Genomic DNA, 14,379 nt, shown 5'->3' with positions numbered 1-14,379 from the left:
CGCGGCATTGGCCGCCTGACCTCCCTGCTCCCCGAACCGCTGGCGAAACTGAAGATGTGTGCGACGAAACGCCGCAATTTCGTGCAGAGCCTCAGTTTCGGCGCGGAAAGACGGAAGCCGGAAAAGGAAACTCAGGTCAGCTCAGGTCAGCTCAGGTCCCACACCTGGACCGTCGACCCGGCCGAGAGGGCGTCGACATCCTCGGCGATCTCGAGCAGACAGTTCGCCGAGGCCAGCCACCGCAGGTGGTGTGAGGCCGGCGGTCCGTAGCTGGTCACCGTCCCGGCGGCCGCGTCGAGCACGCCGCGACGGAACTGGCGTTTTCCGCGCGGCGAGGTGAGGTTCTCGGTCAGCACGGCGTCCCGGCGCGGCCGGGCGGGGTTCGGCAGCCCCATCGCGGCGCGTAGCGGCGCGCGCAGGAACACCTCGAAAGAGACCAGCGCGCTGACCGGGTTGCCGGGCAGCGTGACGATCGGGATGTTCCGCCGCGGTGATGCGGGCGAAGCCGCGGTGGTGATGACGCCGCAGCCCTGCGGCATGCCCGGTTGCATCGCGACCTTGACGAAGTCCACCGACCCGCCGTGGCCCGATGTCGCAGGCGTCGGAGCTCCGAGCGCATCCTTGACGACCTCGTACGCGCCCGCGCTCACCCCACCCGTCGTGATGATCAGGTCGGCGTCACCGGTGTGCTCCGCAAGGGCGGCGCGGAACGATTCGACGTCGTCGCCGGTCATGGGGGAGGCCACCACGTCGGCGCCGGCGTCGCGCAGCGCCGCGGCGAGCATCACCGCGTTCGATTCGTAGATCTGACCGGGTGCCAGGGGTGTGCCGGGTGCGACGAGCTCGGTGCCGGTCGACATCACCAGCACACGCTGGCGCGGTATCACCGTCAACTCGGCAAGACCCAGTGCGGCGGCCAACCCGAGCGCGGCCGGTGTGACGAGCTGGCCCGCGCGCAGCACGGCAGTACCGGCCGTGACGTCCTCACCGGCGCGCCGGATGTGCTGGCCGTCTCTGGCGGCTGCGCGGATCTCCACGGTGTCGGTCGCCGCGTTCGTCGCCTCCACCGGCACCACCGCCGTCGCGCCGGTGGGAAGCATCGCTCCGGTCATGATCCGGTGCGCCGCACCGGGGTTCAGCGTCAGAAGTTCAGTACGGCCGGCGGGGATATCCTCGGCGACGGGCAACCGGACCGGGTTCTCGGGCGTGGCCGAAGCGACGTCGTCGACCACGACGGCGTAGCCGTCCATCGCAGAGTTGTCGAAGCCGGGCAGCGACATCGGCGCGACGACGTCCTCGGCCAGCACCAAGCCCAGCGCGTCGGCGATGGGAACGCTGACCGCTGGACGGGCGGTGATCAACGCGGCGACGACGCGCTGATGCTCTTCGACGGTCCGCATCAGACGGGGTACGTGACGCCGGTCAGTTCCTCGGACATGGTCCACAACCGGCGCTGTATGTCTTCGTCGTGCGATTGTGCGCTCGAGGCAACGAGTTTCGGATGACCCTTCACCTCGCCGATACCGTCGGGGCCGTAGTACTGCCCGCCCTGCACGCCCGGGTCGGTGGCGGCGCGAAGCGTGGGCAGCGCACCCTTGTCCGCGGGTTGGGTGAAGATCTTCCACACGATGTCCGGAACGAAAACCGGTAGGTAGCGCATCAATTCGGTGTCCGAGAAGCCGGGATGGGCAGCGGCCGCGATGGTCGGCGCGCCGTCGGCTGCCAGACGCCGCTGCAGTTCGTAGGTGAACAGCAGGTTGGCCAGCTTGGACTGTCCATAGGCTTGAACCCGGTTGTATCCGGTCTCGAAGTGCGGGTCCTCGAAGCGGATTCGAGCCATGATCCGGTGGCCGACGCTGCTGACCGTCACAATGCGCGACCCGTCGACGCTGCGCAGGTTGTCGAGCAGCAGGCCCGTCAACGCGAAGTGGCCGAGGTGGTTGGTGCCGAACTGCATCTCGAAACCGTCTTTGGTGGTCTCGCGGCTCGGCAGGTACATCACGCCTGCGTTGTTGATCAGCAGATCGATGCGCGGGTGTGCGGCGCGCAGCTCGTCGGCGGCCCTGCGGACGCTGTCCAGCGAGGAGAGGTCGAGTTCCTGCAGGCTGACCACGGCGTCGGGACTCGACTTGTTGATGCGGTCGACCGCTTCCTTGCCTTTGTCGAGGTTGCGCACCGCAAGCACCACCGCAGCGCCCGCGCCTGCCAGGGCGGCCGCGGTGTCATAACCGAGCCCGCTGTTGGCGCCTGTCACGATCGCCGTCCGCCCGGACTGGTCCGGCATGTCGGCCACGGTCCATTTGCTGCCCATGACGATCAACATACTCAGCGGCCGATGGACTCGCGGTTACCTAGGCTGGACGCCTGATGACCGAAGTCGTGGAATTCTTGGACCCCGCGAACAAGCCGAGCCGCAAGGCGCCACTGGTGTGGGCGATCGGGGCGGCGTTCCCGTGGTCGTTCGCGGTGCTCGGACAACTGGTGTGGTTCGCGGTGGACCCGCGGCCCTGGTGGGTGCATGCGCTCGCGGCGCTGGGCACGCTGCTCGGCATCGTGACGTTCGTCGTCGTCGTTCCGTGGTGGCGGTACCGGGTGCACCGGTGGGACATCGATCCGCGGGCGGTGTACACCCGCACCGGTTGGTGGACCCAGGAGCGCCGCATCGCGCCGATCTCGCGCGTGCAGACCGTCGACACCGAACGCGGTCCGCTGGACCGGTTGTTCGGGCTCGCGAATGTGACGGTGACGACGGCGTCGTCGGCGGGCGCAGTCCGCATCGTTGCGCTGGACACCGACGTGGCCGACACGGTCGTCGCCCGTCTCACCGACATCGCCGCGCTGGGAACCGAGGACGCGACGTGACAGTCACCGGGTGGCAGCAGCCAGCTGGCGAGGAGTGGCAGCGCCTGAGCCCCCGGATGCTGTTGGTGCACCCCGTGCACGAGGTGATCCGTCAGATCCCGGTGCTCGTCGGCACGCTGGTGCTCGGCTCGGCGACCGGTAACCCGCTTCTGGCTGTCGCGGTGCTGGGCATCACCGTCGCGATCGGCTTGGCGCGCTGGTTCACCACCACATTCCGCGTCGGGCCGAGCGATGTGCAGCTGCGAACCGGTGTGTTGCAGCGCAAGGAACTCTCGGTGCCGCGCAACAGGATACGGTCGGTGTCCACCGACGCCCGCCTGCTGCACCGGTTACTGGGGCTTACGGTGCTGAGGGTCAGCACCGGCCAGGAGGCCAGGGGTGACGCAGAGTTCGCGCTCGACGCCGTGCCCACCGAGCAGGTCGGCAGGCTGCGCGCGGTGTTGCTGGCCGAATCCCTTGCGGTGGAGGAGGACAAGCCGTCGGAACCCGGTCGCGTGCTCGCGCGGTGGACGCCGTCGTGGTTGCGCTACAGCCCGCTGAGCTTCACTGGCCTGGCGATGATCGCCGCCGCGGTCGGCGTGGCGTATCAGGTGGGCGTCGACAGCGGCGTGCACGAATCGGGCCTTGCCCGATCGTGGCTCGACACGGCCAGGAGCCTCGGCGTGGCGGCCGGCATCGCGCTCGGCGTGGCGGTGCTTGTGCTGGCCTCCGTCGTCCTCTCGGTGCTGCAATCGTTGTTGACCTACGGCAACCTCGAACTGCGAAGGGACTTCGAGGTGCTGCATCTGAAATACGGGCTGATCCGCGTCCGCGAAAACACCTTCGACATGCGCCGTCTGCGCGGCGGCACGCTTCGGGAACCGTTGCTGGTGAGGCTGTTCGGCGGCGCACGCCTCGACGCGGTGATGACCGGTGTCGGCGGAGAGGGTGAGTCGTCGCTGTTGTTGCCGCCGTGCCCCAAGCGCACCGCCGACGAGGTGTTGACGAATCTGATCGAATGCCCCGACGCGGTGACCGGGCCGCTTCGTGCACACGGCCCCGTCGCCACGCGCAGGCGCTGGAGCCGGGCGATGGTGCTGCCCGCCGCGGCGGCGGTGGCGCTGTTGGTGGCGCCGACCCCGATATGGGCGTGGGTGCTCTGGGTTCTGTTCTCCGGGTGCTGCGCGCTGCTGGCGTTCGACCGCGCACGGTCGTTGGGGCATCGCGTGGGAGACGGTTGGTTGGTCGCGCGTACGGGAAGCCTGCAGCGCCGCCGCGACTGCATCGACGCCTCGGGCATCATCGGCTGGACCGTGCGCCAGACGTGGATGCAGCGGCGCGTCGGGGTGGCGACACTGGTGGCCGCGACGGCCGCCGGGGTCAAGCACTATCAGGTGATTGACGTACCCGCGGCGCTGGCGTGGTCGATTGCGGCGCAGGCGTCACCGTGGGTGGCCGACACTGCATGGGCGCGCCGATAGCCGGACCCCTGGGTTCGCAGCACGCTCCACATGAACGCGGGTGAGAAGAGTTTCGCCGGCGGATCCACCATCCCTAGAACGCGCAGGAACCGCAGCGTGACCGCCGCATCTGTTTCGCAGGCCGTCAACACGCGTTCCAGGTAGGCGTTGCTCAGCCGGATCGACAGTGGCACAGTTCCTTCGACTTCGGGCAACGCCAGATCCGATCCGACGGCGGTCTGCCACGCGATGCGGATCGTCTTGGCGCTGGACCGGAAGAAGCGGCGGGCCAGATTCCTGTCGCCGCGGCGCAGGCAGTCGCGCAGCACGGTCGCCTCGACGGCCGCGACGGTCATGCCCTGTCCGTAGATGGGGTTGAAGCTGCACACCGCGTCCCCGAGCACCAGCAGCCCGTCCGGCAGCCGGCGCATCTTGTCGTAGCGGCGCCACCGGTTGGACGGCACACGGTAATTCACCACGGGCCCGAGCGGTTCGGCGTCCGCGAGGGCGGCCAACACATCTGGCGGCACGAAATCATCGACGAAATCCAGCATTTCAGCGGCCGTATCCGGTACCTGGTGGCCGGCCATGGCTCCGATCGCGAACATCGTCGCGTCGTTCTCGTAGCACGCGGTCGCGAACATTCTGGGCCTGCCGTGCTCCGGCATGATCGCGATGAAGTGCTCGGCGATCCTGCCGGGTCTGATGCGCACCGGCTGGCAGGCGTACGCCAACTGCACGACCACCTCGTCTACCGGCGGGCGGTCATAGCCCAGTTGTTCGAGGAACAGCGGTGTCCGGGAACCGCGCCCGGTCGCATCGACGACGAGGTCGCCGTCCAGCATTCTCACCTCGCGGGTGTCACGGTCGATCACGTCGACGCCCGTCACCCGGCTGCGGTCGGTTGTCGCCCGCAGCGAGACCACGTCGTGCCGCTCCAGGATCGTCACGTTGGGAACCTCGCGCATGCGCCGCAACACATGCCAATCGAGAAACGGTCGGCTCTGGAAGTAGAAGGGCATCGAGTCGGGGGAGGGGCATCGGCCCGATTGCACGAGCCGGTGGCCGCCGGGCGAGAAGCAGAGCTTGGAGTAGTCGCCGTCCCATTTGACGGCGCCGTCCGCGACGAGTTCGTCGAGGATGCCCGGCAACAACTCCTCGAGCACCTGGGCCCCACGCGCGAGCAGGGCGTGGATCAGCTTGCCCTGCGGGACTCCGCGCCTGGGCGTCGGCCCGGTGGGCAGCGCGTCGCGCTCCACCACGGTGACCGTCCGATAGCTGTCCGCGAGAACCCTGGCGGTGAGCAATCCCGCCATACTCGCGCCGAGAACGACCGCTCGTTCGCCTACGATTGGCATCGCCCACCCCTCACCTCGAGATCCGTGGTCCGGTATCGGCCCTGGTAAGGAACAGTTTTCGGCGTCCAGCGAAGGCGCACTAGCGTAGGCCACTACTCGAATCCGTCAGACCTCCACGATTTGCGCGCACGCTTAGGCCGTTTACTGTCGGGCCATGGCTATCGGTGGGGTGCTGTTCGACATCGATGGCGTGTTGGTGACCTCGTGGCGTCCGATCGAAGGCGCGGCACAGACGGTCCGTTCGTTGACCGACAACCAGGTCGCCTGTGCGTACCTGACCAACACGACGACCAAGACCCGCGTGCAGATCGCCGAACTGCTCTCCGAAGCGGGGATGGCGGTCCGGCCCGACGAGGTCATCACCGCGGCGGTGCTGACCGCGCAATACGTGCGCGACCGGTATCCGGATGCGCGTTGCTTCCTGGTCAACAGCGGACAGATCGCCGAGGACATGCCCGGCATCGACATCGTCTACTCGCACGAGTACAGCGGTCCCCGCGCACCGGAGACCCCGGACGTCATCCTGCTCGGCGGTGCGGGTCCGGAGTACAGCCACCTGACGTTGTCGTGGGTCTACGACTGGATGGCCCAGGGCGTGCCGGTGGTCGCGATGCACCGCAGCACCGCATGGACGACGACCGACGGGTTGCGCGTGGACACCGGCATGTACCTGCTCGGCATGGAGGAGACCTCCGGACGCAAAGCCACCGCGGTCGGCAAGCCCGCCCCCGAGGGCTTCCTCGCCGCGGCGAGTCGGCTCGGGGTAGAAGCCGACGAGATGTACATGGTCGGCGACGATCTCAACAACGACGTGTTGGCGGCGCAGGTGGTCGGTATGACCGGCGTGTTGGTGCGCACGGGCAAGTTTCGCCAGGATACGTTGGATCGTTGGGCGGCAGATGAATTCGCGATGCAGCCGAATCATGTGATCGACTCCGTGGCCGACCTGCCGCAGCTTCTCGGACTGTAGGGGACATCGATGTGGGAGCGGGTGCAGCAGCTGTTGCTGCAGCGGGGTATCAACACCTACCTGGAGCTGGCGCTGTGGATCACGCTGGTCTACATCGTGATCGGAGTCGGTTACGCGATGTTCCACATCGAGCTGATCGGCCAGCTCGAGGCGGCGCTGTCCGGCGACTTCACCATCTTCGCCAACATCGCGGCTCTGGTCGTGGCCGTCGCTCTCTGGCCGCTGCTGTTGATCAGCTCGTGGGCGTGCGGGGTGGCCGGGTGCGGGGTTTTCTGACGATGACTTTCCGTGCCCGCCGCGGTCTGTATCGACATGACAGAACAACGCATCCACGCGACCACCACCGTCAACGCCCCGATCGAGACCGTGTTCGAGGTGCTCGCCGACCCGTCGACGCACCAGGCGATCGACGGCACCGGATGGGTCCGCGAGCCGCTGGACGGTGAATTCCTGACCGAGGTCGGCCAAGTCTTCCGGATGGGCATGTACCACGACAACCATCCCGAGAAGTACTACGAGATGGCCAACCGGGTCGAGGTTCTCGACCGGCCGCGCGCCATCGGGTGGCTGCCAGGCCAGGGTCCCGAGCAGCGCGGCTATCTGATGAACGGCACCGAACTCCAATGGGGCGGATGGCTCTGGCGATACGACCTCGACGCGGTGGCCGAAAACCGGACGGCGGTCACGTTGACCTACGACTGGTCGAACGTGGCGCCGGACATGCGCGACATCGAGTTCCCGCCGTTCGAACCGCAGCACCTCGACAACTCGCTGAAGAACCTGGCCTTGCTCGCCGAGTCGCGCGGGCAGGACCGCTAGGACTGCAGGGTGCGTACCGCCTCGATGCGGGCGCGGAGCTGATCGGTCGTCGCCGCCGCGACCGCCGGGCCGCCGCAGATCCGGCGCAGCTCCTTGTGGATCCAGCCGTGTGGTTTACCGGTGCGGTGGTGGGCGATGGACACCAGCGTGTTGAGTTCCTTGCGCAGCTCGCGCAGTTGGCCGTGTGTGGAGACCCGCGGCACCTCGCCGGAGGCGGTCTGGCGGGTGAGTTGTTCTTCTTGCCTGCGTCGCAACAGGTCCCGCATCTGGTCGGGGGCGAGCAGGCCGGGGATGCCGAGGTAGTCGGCCTCGTCCTCGCTGCCGACGGCCGCTGCCGTACCGAACGACGAGCCGTCGAAGATCACCTGGTCGAGCTCGGCGTCGGCGCCCAACATCTCGAAGCCGTTGTCGGTCTCGCCCGGCTCGTCCTTCGTCTTGTTGGCGTCCTCGAGGGCCGCGTCGTCCCACTCGCCCTGCGACTCGCGGTGCGGCTTGCCGAGCACGTGGTCGCGCTGTGCTTCCATCTCGCTGGCCAGGTCGAGCAGCGCGGGCACCGACGGCAGGAAGATGCTCGCGGTCTCGCCGGGGCGCCGGGAGCGGACGTAGCGTCCGATCGCCTGGGCGAAGAACAGCGGGGTCGACGCGGACGTCGCATACACGCCGACGGCGAGTCGCGGCACGTCGACACCCTCGGAGACCATGCGCACCGCGACCAGCCAACGACTCGTACCTGTCGCGTATTCGGCGATGCGGTCGGAGGAGCCGGGGTCGTCGGACAGAACGAGCGTCGGCGCCTCCCCGGTCAGCGTCGTCAGCACGTTGGCGTAGGCGCGGGCGGCTTTCTGGTCCGAGGCGATCACCATCGCGCCCGCGTCGGGCACTCCGCCGTTGCGCAGCTGGGACAGCCGGGTGTCGGCGGCCTGCAGCACCGCCGGAATCCACTCGCCGTTCGGGTCGAGCACCGTGCGCCAGGCCCGCGCGGTCTGCTCGGCGTTAAGCGGTTCGCCGAGGCGCGCCGAAAACTCCTCGCCCGCACTGGTGCGCCAGCGTGCCTCACCGGAGTACGCCATGAACACCACGGGCCGCACCACCCCGTCGGCCAGCGCGTCGGAGTACCCGTAGATGTGATCGGCCCGCGACCGCATTACGCCGGTGCCGTCGGGCTCATAGGTGACGAAGGGGATCGGGCTGTCGTCGCTGCGGAACGGTGTACCAGTCAGCGCCAGCCGGCGGGTGGCGTCGTTGAACGCCTCGCGCATGGCCTCGCCCCAGCTCTTCGCATCGCCGCCATGGTGGATCTCGTCGAAGATGACCAGCGTGCGGTAGTTCTCGGTGCGCACCCGGTGCCGGGTGGGGTGGCTGGCCACCTGGGCATAGGTCACGACGACGCCGTGGTACTCCGACGAGTGGTGCGCGGCGCTGTTGGAGAACTTCGGGTCCAGCGACAGGCCGAGCCTGGCGGCCGCCAGCGCCCACTGGATCTTGAGATGCTCGGTCGGCACGACGACGGTGACGCGCTCGACGGTGCCGTCGGCCAACAGCTCGCCGGCCACGCGCAGGGCAAACGTCGTCTTACCCGCGCCGGGGGTGGCGACGGCGAGGAAATCGCGCGGTTTGGCGCCAAGATACCGCACCAATGCCCGACGCTGCCAGCCTCGCAAAGCCTGGGTGTCGGGCGCCGTGTCTGCCCGCACCCAAAGACTCCTCACTGATCGGACAGCAGCCTAGCGCAACGGATTACGGCCGCGCATCTCTGCTTGGCGTGTCGCCGGACCGCCGGTGTGTCGAACATGACCGGCGGCTGCGAACCACCGCTGAGCGCCGAGCGGCCGACACTGCGAGGCGACCCTCGTGGAACTGCGCGCAGCAAACACGGTGCTTGTCCTGGCGCGAGGTGGGTACTCTGCGCCAACCATGTCGCCAACCCCCACTACCCGCAGCGACGACATCGACCCGTGCGTCCGCGTCTTCGGTACCCGCGTACACAACTTACGGGGCGTCGACGTCGCCGCCCCGCGCGACGCGCTGGTGGCGTTCACCGGCATCTCCGGTTCCGGCAAATCGTCGCTGGCATTTGGCACGGTCTACGCCGAGGCGCAGCGCAGGTACTTCGAGTCGGTGTCTCCGTACGCGCGGCGCCTGCTGCTGCCGACCGGCGCGCCCAAGGTGGACGACATCACCGGGCTGCCCCCAGCCGTGGCGTTGCAGCAGCGCAGGGGGGCGGCCACCTCACGGTCCACGGTCGGCACCGTCACGACGCTGTCCAACCTGCTGAGAATGCTGTTCTCCCGTGCCGGGACGTACCCGCGCGGCACCACCGAACGTCTCGACTCCGACGCGTTCTCCCCGAACACGGCCGTCGGCGCCTGCCCGAAGTGTCACGGTCTCGGCCGGATCCATGAGGTGACCGAGCAGACGCTCGTCCCGGACCCCTCGCTGACCATCCGCGAGGGCGCCGTCGCGGCGTGGCCGGGCGCCTGGCAGGGCCAGAACCTGCGCGACATCCTCATCACGCTGGGGTTCGACATCGACAAGCCTTGGCGGAAATTGCCCAAGCGGCAACGTGATTGGATATTGTTCACCGACGAGCAGCCCACCGTCGAGATCGATCCGAGCCAGCATCCGGTCACGGCTGACTACTACTACAACGGAACCTTCTCCAGCGCCGAACGCCACGTCCGGCACACGCTGGCGAACTCGCAGAGCGCGATGATGCGCCGACGCGTCCTGCAGTTCGTCGACAGCGTCGAATGCGGGGTGTGTCACGGATCGGGGCTGCGACCCGAGGCGCTGAAGGTCACCTTCGCGGATCGCACCATCGCCGACTACGTGGCGATGCCGTTGGCCGAACTCGCCGATGCGCTGCGGCCGACCGCGGCCCGCAAGGACGCCGCCCCGGCGTTCGAGTCGACCGCATCCGGTGAGTTCACCGAGGTCGCCACGATGATCGCCGCCGATCTGGTCGCCCGCATCCAGGTGCTCATCGACCTCGGACTCGGCTATCTGACGCTGAACCGCCGCACGCCCACCGTGTCACCGGGTGAACTGCAGCGGCTGCGGCTGGCCACGCAGCTGCGAGCCGGTTTGTTCGGGGTGCTGTACGTGCTGGACGAGCCGTCGGCCGGCCTGCATCCCGCCGATGCCGAGCCGTTGCTCGACGTGCTGGATCACCTTCGGCGAGCGGGCAATTCGCTGTTCATCGTCGAGCACGACATGGATGTCGTGCGCCGGGCCGACTGGATCGTCGACGTCGGGCCCGGCGCGGGGGAGCACGGAGGGCGGGTGCTCTACAGCGGACCCGTCTCCGGGCTGAAGGACGCTGACGAGTCGATCACCCGTCGGTACCTGTTCGGTGACCAGGCGGCCGAACCGCGGACCCCGCGCGAGCCGTCGTCGCGGCTGCGATTGCGCGGCATCTGTTTTCACAATCTGCGCGACGTGGATGTCGACCTGCCACTCGGCGTCTACACCGCGGTCACCGGTGTGTCCGGTTCGGGCAAGTCGACGCTCGTCGTCAAGGTTCTCGGTGATGTGGTGAACCGCCATCTGGGCCGTGCCGTGGGTATGGCCGAAAGCGACAGCGACACCGACGATTCCGACGCCGAGATCGTCGACCTCGATCACGACGCCAGCATCGGGGTCAGGGCCGAGGGCGTCGAGGGGATAGACCGACTGGTCGCCGTCGACCAGCGGCCGATCGGGCGCACCCCGCGTTCGACGCTGGCCACCTACACCGGCCTGTTCGACGCGGTCCGACGGGTGTTCGCCGCGACGCCGGCCGCGCGCCGCCGGGGCTGGACGGCGGGCCGGTTCTCGTTCAATGTCGCAGAAGGCCGATGCGAGACCTGCCAGGGGGAGGGCTTCGTATCGGTCGAACTGCTGTTCCTGCCGGGCACCTACGCCACCTGCCCGACGTGCGGGGGCGCCCGCTACAACGAAGCCACGCTGCGGGTGCGCTACCGCGACCACACCATCGCCGACGTCCTGGCCATGACCGTCGACGAGGCCGCACAGTTCCTCGAAGACATCCCAGGTGCCTCGCGCAGCCTGACGACGCTGCGTGAAGTCGGGCTGGGATATCTGCGTCTCGGTCAGCCCGCCACCGAACTGTCCGGAGGCGAGGCCCAACGTATCAAGCTGGCGTCGGAACTGCAGCGGCCCCGTCGCGGCCACACGCTCTACGTCCTCGACGAACCGACGACGGGACTGCATCCGGCGGATGTGGATCTCCTCGACGCCCAACTGCATCGCCTCGTCGACGCGGGCAACACGGTGGTGGTGGCCGAACACGACATGCGGATGGTCGCGGGGGTGGATTGGGTGATCGACCTCGGACCGGGCGCGGGCCACGACGGCGGCCGCGTCGTCGCGGCGGGCACACCGCAGAAGGTGAGCCGGGCGAAAGGCAGTCGCACGGCGCCGTATCTGGCCGCGCGGCTGGTCACTCGATGAAGAAGTTGTCGTTGGCGATGAACCAGTCCCGGCGCTCCTCGTCGGTCAGCTCACCGAGCTTGGCCATGCCCTCGAAGTAGTGCTCGCGCGGGGCGCCGGGTGCGAACAGCATCAGCAGCGTCGTCGGTGAATCGGACTCGTTGCGAAAGCCGTGTATGCCGCCGGGCGGTACGTAGAGGAAGTCGTTGGGTTGTCCGTCGGTCCAGTGAGTGCCGTCGTAGAGCTTCACCGTTCCGGACAGCACGAAGAACGCCTCGCTCATAGCGCGGTGGAAATGCGGCCCCGGCCCGCCGCCGTTCGGCGCGATGTCGACGCGGTAGAGCCCGTAGTCGCCGTCGGTGTCCTGCTGGTTGGCGAGGTAGTGATACTTCACCAGGCCGAACGATTCATAGTCGGCGGGCGGGCCACCGTTTTCCGGCGCCCGCCGCAGCGACGCACTGACCTCGGGCTGATCTTTGGTGAAACGGGCCGGCGGATAGGGCGGCACGATCAGTGACATGACAACTCACCTTGCCAGGTGTACGCGATCGGACGCGCCTCGTGGCTCGGAGGCGGGTTTGGAAAGGCTCCTCGACTCCCAGTGGCTGTTCATCCGGTCGAGTTCGCATCGATGAGTGTCCGGAGTACCGCGCGTGTCTGCGACAGCTTCGGGGCGTCGAGTGTCGAGGCCAGAATGGAGTTCAAACGGTGCGCCCGATTGTTGATCCGGCCGAGGACGGCCTGCCCTTGCGAGGTCAGCTCCAACAGCGAGGAGCTTCGATGGTCGGGGTTGGGTGTGAGGCGGACAAGACCTTCGTCGACAAGATCGTTGGCCACCCGTTGAACGCCTTGGCGGGTGATCCCCAGCCGCCGAGCGACCTGCGGGACCGTCATGGGACCACCCGATACGACACTCATGAGTTGCCACCGCGCCTGCGTTTGTCCTTCGGCGCCTGCAATGGTCTCTCCCGAGCGACGGAACGCCCCCGCGGCCTCGTAGATGTCGGCAATGAGCAAAGCCACCTCGCGCGCCCGATTATTGACAACATGTTGTCGGGTTGACACCATGTTCCCATGGTACCTCCACTTCGGCCGTCGAGGCCGAATGCCACTGCGGGCGGCGTCATGTCAGGCGCACTTGACCGGTTAGAGACGGCCCAGCGACACGCAATCGCCATGCGTCCGACCGTGGGCGGCTTCCCGGTGTTCGCCGAGGTGCTTCGGCAAGCCGGCGTACGCCACAACGAGTGGTTCCTTCCCTCGACCCAGAGCCTCTATCTCACGGATGCGGGCGCGGTGGTGCAGATGGACGAGCCACTGGTCAGGGGTGGAGCCATGATCCCCCGGTTCGACCGCTCGGCCCTGGTCCGTGCCATCGAGACCGACCAGGCCGGGAACTGCACCTTTCGTCAGTTTCTCGAAGAGATCTGGCGAGGTGGGGTTGTCCGGTACCTCGTCGACTTCGACGCCCGCACAGTGACCTACTTCGGTGCCGGCGGCGAACAGCACTGCGAAAGCTATCCGCTGGTGCGACTTGCACACGGCAGGGGAAACAACGATGCCTCGGCAGGCAGCCGCCAGGATCACGAAGACGGTGACGATCAACCGCGCGACAGCTGAGGTGTTCGACTTCGTGTCGAATCCCTCGAATTGGCCGAAAACGTCTACTGCGTCCGCCCGACACCGGACCCGGCGCGGTCTTCACGACATGACCCGTATGCGGCACCCGGATTCTGCGATGCCTACTTCGAAGAGCGAGCCGACTTGGTCGACGGTTCTCCTCGGTAGAGTGTTAAGCGGAGTGGGCACCCCGATTCCCTGCGATATGCGGGACGCACGCCCCGTTGAGTTTGATTCCCGAGGTGACGACGTGAGTGTGACCGGTCGAGCGCCGCGTGCCGACGCCCTGCGCAATCGCGCCCGCGTGTTGGAGGTCGCTTACGACGCGTTCGCGACCGACGGCCTCGCGGTGCCTATCGACGAGATCGCGAGGCGCGCGGGTGTCGGCGCGGGCACGGTGCACCGCCACTTCCCGGCCAAGGTGGACCTGTACCGCGCGGTCGTCGAGAACCGCATCGACAGCCTCGTCGCCGAGGGCCGCGCCCTGACCGAGGATGTACCGCCGGGGGAGGCGCTGTTCGTCCTGCTGCGCTCCCTGGTCCTGCATTGGGGAGCGGCCGATCGCGGCCTGAAGGACGCCCTGGCGGGAGAGGGCATCGACGTCGCAGTGGCCATCCCGGAGACCGAGCGGGCCTTCCTCGACCTCCTCGGCGGCCTGCTCGAGGCGGCTCAGGATGCCGGGGCCGCCCGGCGCGATGTCGACGTGCTCGACGTGAAGGCGATCCTTGCCGGCTGCTTCGCGATCCAGGACGCCAATCCCGAACAAGCCGAGCGGCTCACCGAGGTGGTACTGGACGGCCTGCGAGCGGCCTGAACGGGTCGCATGCGATCTTGCACTCGCCATGCCCGAGTGCTAGAAAGGCAATTGGCACTCGCGACC

At 67.9% G+C, this 14,379-nt stretch carries 14 protein-coding genes; 8 read left to right on the top strand and 6 right to left on the bottom strand.

Annotated elements, in window-relative coordinates; genetic code table 11:
• Positions 1 to 146: 146 nt before the first annotated feature.
• Together moeA and CEX88_RS14205 are read right to left on the bottom strand one after the other, a co-directional pair.
• Positions 147 to 1,400, bottom strand: a complete 1,254-nt coding sequence (gene moeA / locus CEX88_RS14210; RefSeq protein WP_094293953.1) for a molybdopterin molybdotransferase MoeA — start codon at positions 1,398 to 1,400, stop codon at positions 147 to 149.
• Positions 1,400 to 2,311: an SDR family NAD(P)-dependent oxidoreductase gene (locus tag CEX88_RS14205; RefSeq protein ID WP_094293983.1), complete on the bottom strand. Its 912-nt coding sequence runs from the start codon at positions 2,309 to 2,311 to the stop codon at positions 1,400 to 1,402. The genes moeA and CEX88_RS14205 overlap by 1 nt, the downstream gene beginning before the upstream one ends.
• A gap of 56 nt (positions 2,312 to 2,367) precedes the next feature.
• Between CEX88_RS14205 and CEX88_RS14200 the strand changes: the two genes are divergently transcribed.
• Together CEX88_RS14200 and CEX88_RS14195 are read left to right on the top strand one after the other, a co-directional pair.
• Positions 2,368 to 2,862: a PH domain-containing protein gene (locus CEX88_RS14200; RefSeq protein WP_094293952.1), complete on the top strand. Its 495-nt coding sequence runs from the start codon at positions 2,368 to 2,370 to the stop codon at positions 2,860 to 2,862.
• Between the two features lie 56 nt (positions 2,863 to 2,918).
• Positions 2,919 to 4,322, top strand: a complete 1,404-nt coding sequence (locus tag CEX88_RS14195; RefSeq protein WP_094293951.1) for a PH domain-containing protein — start codon at positions 2,919 to 2,921, stop codon at positions 4,320 to 4,322.
• Here CEX88_RS14195 and CEX88_RS14190 read toward each other — a convergent pair.
• Positions 4,232 to 5,659: an FAD-dependent oxidoreductase gene (locus CEX88_RS14190; protein ID WP_126315901.1), complete on the bottom strand. Its 1,428-nt coding sequence runs from the start codon at positions 5,657 to 5,659 to the stop codon at positions 4,232 to 4,234. The two genes, CEX88_RS14195 and CEX88_RS14190, sit on opposite strands and share 91 nt — an antisense overlap.
• 154 nt (positions 5,660 to 5,813) lie before the next feature.
• Here CEX88_RS14190 and CEX88_RS14185 point away from each other — a divergent pair, with 154 nt between their 5' ends.
• The 3 genes from CEX88_RS14185 to CEX88_RS14175 are packed head-to-tail and all read left to right on the top strand — an operon-like array spanning position 5,814 to position 7,448.
• On the top strand, positions 5,814 to 6,629 hold the full coding sequence (locus CEX88_RS14185; RefSeq protein ID WP_068200404.1) for an HAD-IIA family hydrolase: 816 nt from the start codon (positions 5,814 to 5,816) through the stop codon (positions 6,627 to 6,629).
• Positions 6,630 to 6,638: 9 nt separating this feature from the next.
• Entirely contained in the window at positions 6,639 to 6,905 is a 267-nt protein-coding gene (locus CEX88_RS14180) for an addiction module protein (protein WP_066845598.1), read from the top strand.
• Between the two features lie 36 nt (positions 6,906 to 6,941).
• Positions 6,942 to 7,448 (top strand): SRPBCC family protein, encoded by a 507-nt coding sequence (locus CEX88_RS14175; RefSeq protein ID WP_066845601.1) that lies wholly within the window; start codon positions 6,942 to 6,944, stop codon positions 7,446 to 7,448.
• On the opposite strand, the gene CEX88_RS14170 is transcribed toward CEX88_RS14175, so the two are convergent.
• Entirely contained in the window at positions 7,445 to 9,142 is a 1,698-nt protein-coding gene (locus tag CEX88_RS14170) for a DEAD/DEAH box helicase (RefSeq protein WP_094293949.1), read from the bottom strand. The two genes, CEX88_RS14175 and CEX88_RS14170, sit on opposite strands and share 4 nt — an antisense overlap.
• A 220-nt stretch (positions 9,143 to 9,362) precedes the next feature.
• On the opposite strand from CEX88_RS14170, the gene CEX88_RS14165 reads away from it, so the two are divergent.
• On the top strand, positions 9,363 to 11,900 hold the full coding sequence (locus CEX88_RS14165) for an excinuclease ABC subunit UvrA (protein WP_094293948.1): 2,538 nt from the start codon (positions 9,363 to 9,365) through the stop codon (positions 11,898 to 11,900).
• On the opposite strand, the gene CEX88_RS14160 is transcribed toward CEX88_RS14165, so the two are convergent.
• Both CEX88_RS14160 and CEX88_RS26530 read right to left on the bottom strand, forming a co-directional pair.
• A complete protein-coding gene (locus tag CEX88_RS14160) occupies positions 11,890 to 12,399 on the bottom strand; it encodes a cupin domain-containing protein (protein ID WP_094293947.1) in 510 nt (169 codons plus the stop codon). The two genes, CEX88_RS14165 and CEX88_RS14160, sit on opposite strands and share 11 nt — an antisense overlap.
• 89 nt (positions 12,400 to 12,488) lie before the next feature.
• Positions 12,489 to 12,947 carry a MarR family winged helix-turn-helix transcriptional regulator gene (locus CEX88_RS26530; RefSeq protein ID WP_094293946.1) on the bottom strand — a complete coding sequence of 153 codons (459 nt, stop codon included), beginning with the start codon at positions 12,945 to 12,947 and terminating at the stop codon, positions 12,489 to 12,491.
• Between the two features lie 108 nt (positions 12,948 to 13,055).
• Here CEX88_RS26530 and CEX88_RS14150 point away from each other — a divergent pair, with 108 nt between their 5' ends.
• Positions 13,056 to 13,499: a DUF1398 family protein gene (locus CEX88_RS14150; RefSeq protein WP_202931496.1), complete on the top strand. Its 444-nt coding sequence runs from the start codon at positions 13,056 to 13,058 to the stop codon at positions 13,497 to 13,499.
• A gap of 250 nt (positions 13,500 to 13,749) precedes the next feature.
• On the top strand, positions 13,750 to 14,313 hold the full coding sequence (locus CEX88_RS14145) for a TetR/AcrR family transcriptional regulator (protein WP_238382068.1): 564 nt from the start codon (positions 13,750 to 13,752) through the stop codon (positions 14,311 to 14,313).
• Positions 14,314 to 14,379 lie beyond the last annotated feature (66 nt).

The organism is Mycobacterium neumannii (genome assembly GCF_002245615.1).
GTDB lineage: Bacteria > Actinomycetota > Actinomycetes > Mycobacteriales > Mycobacteriaceae > Mycobacterium > Mycobacterium neumannii_A.
This window is presented reverse-complemented; position numbering and strand designations above follow the sequence as displayed.

Excerpts from the sequence above, each read along its gene's own strand:
- CEX88_RS14160 (WP_094293947.1), bottom strand. The coding sequence starts at position 12,399 with ATGTCACTGATCGTGCCGCCCTATCCGCCGGCCCGTTTCACCAAAGAT.
- CEX88_RS14165 (WP_094293948.1), top strand. The coding sequence starts at position 9,363 with ATGTCGCCAACCCCCACTACCCGCAGCGACGACATCGACCCGTGCGTC.
- CEX88_RS14175 (WP_066845601.1), top strand. The coding sequence starts at position 6,942 with ATGACAGAACAACGCATCCACGCGACCACCACCGTCAACGCCCCGATC.
- CEX88_RS26530 (WP_094293946.1), bottom strand. The coding sequence starts at position 12,947 with ATGGTGTCAACCCGACAACATGTTGTCAATAATCGGGCGCGCGAGGTG.
- CEX88_RS14190 (WP_126315901.1), bottom strand. The coding sequence starts at position 5,659 with ATGCCAATCGTAGGCGAACGAGCGGTCGTTCTCGGCGCGAGTATGGCG.
- moeA (WP_094293953.1), bottom strand. The coding sequence starts at position 1,400 with ATGCGGACCGTCGAAGAGCATCAGCGCGTCGTCGCCGCGTTGATCACC.
- CEX88_RS14195 (WP_094293951.1), top strand. The coding sequence starts at position 2,919 with ATGCTGTTGGTGCACCCCGTGCACGAGGTGATCCGTCAGATCCCGGTG.
- CEX88_RS14150 (WP_202931496.1), top strand. The coding sequence starts at position 13,056 with ATGCGTCCGACCGTGGGCGGCTTCCCGGTGTTCGCCGAGGTGCTTCGG.
- CEX88_RS14185 (WP_068200404.1), top strand. The coding sequence starts at position 5,814 with ATGGCTATCGGTGGGGTGCTGTTCGACATCGATGGCGTGTTGGTGACC.
- CEX88_RS14200 (WP_094293952.1), top strand. The coding sequence starts at position 2,368 with ATGACCGAAGTCGTGGAATTCTTGGACCCCGCGAACAAGCCGAGCCGC.
- CEX88_RS14180 (WP_066845598.1), top strand. The coding sequence starts at position 6,639 with ATGTGGGAGCGGGTGCAGCAGCTGTTGCTGCAGCGGGGTATCAACACC.
- CEX88_RS14205 (WP_094293983.1), bottom strand. The coding sequence starts at position 2,311 with ATGGGCAGCAAATGGACCGTGGCCGACATGCCGGACCAGTCCGGGCGG.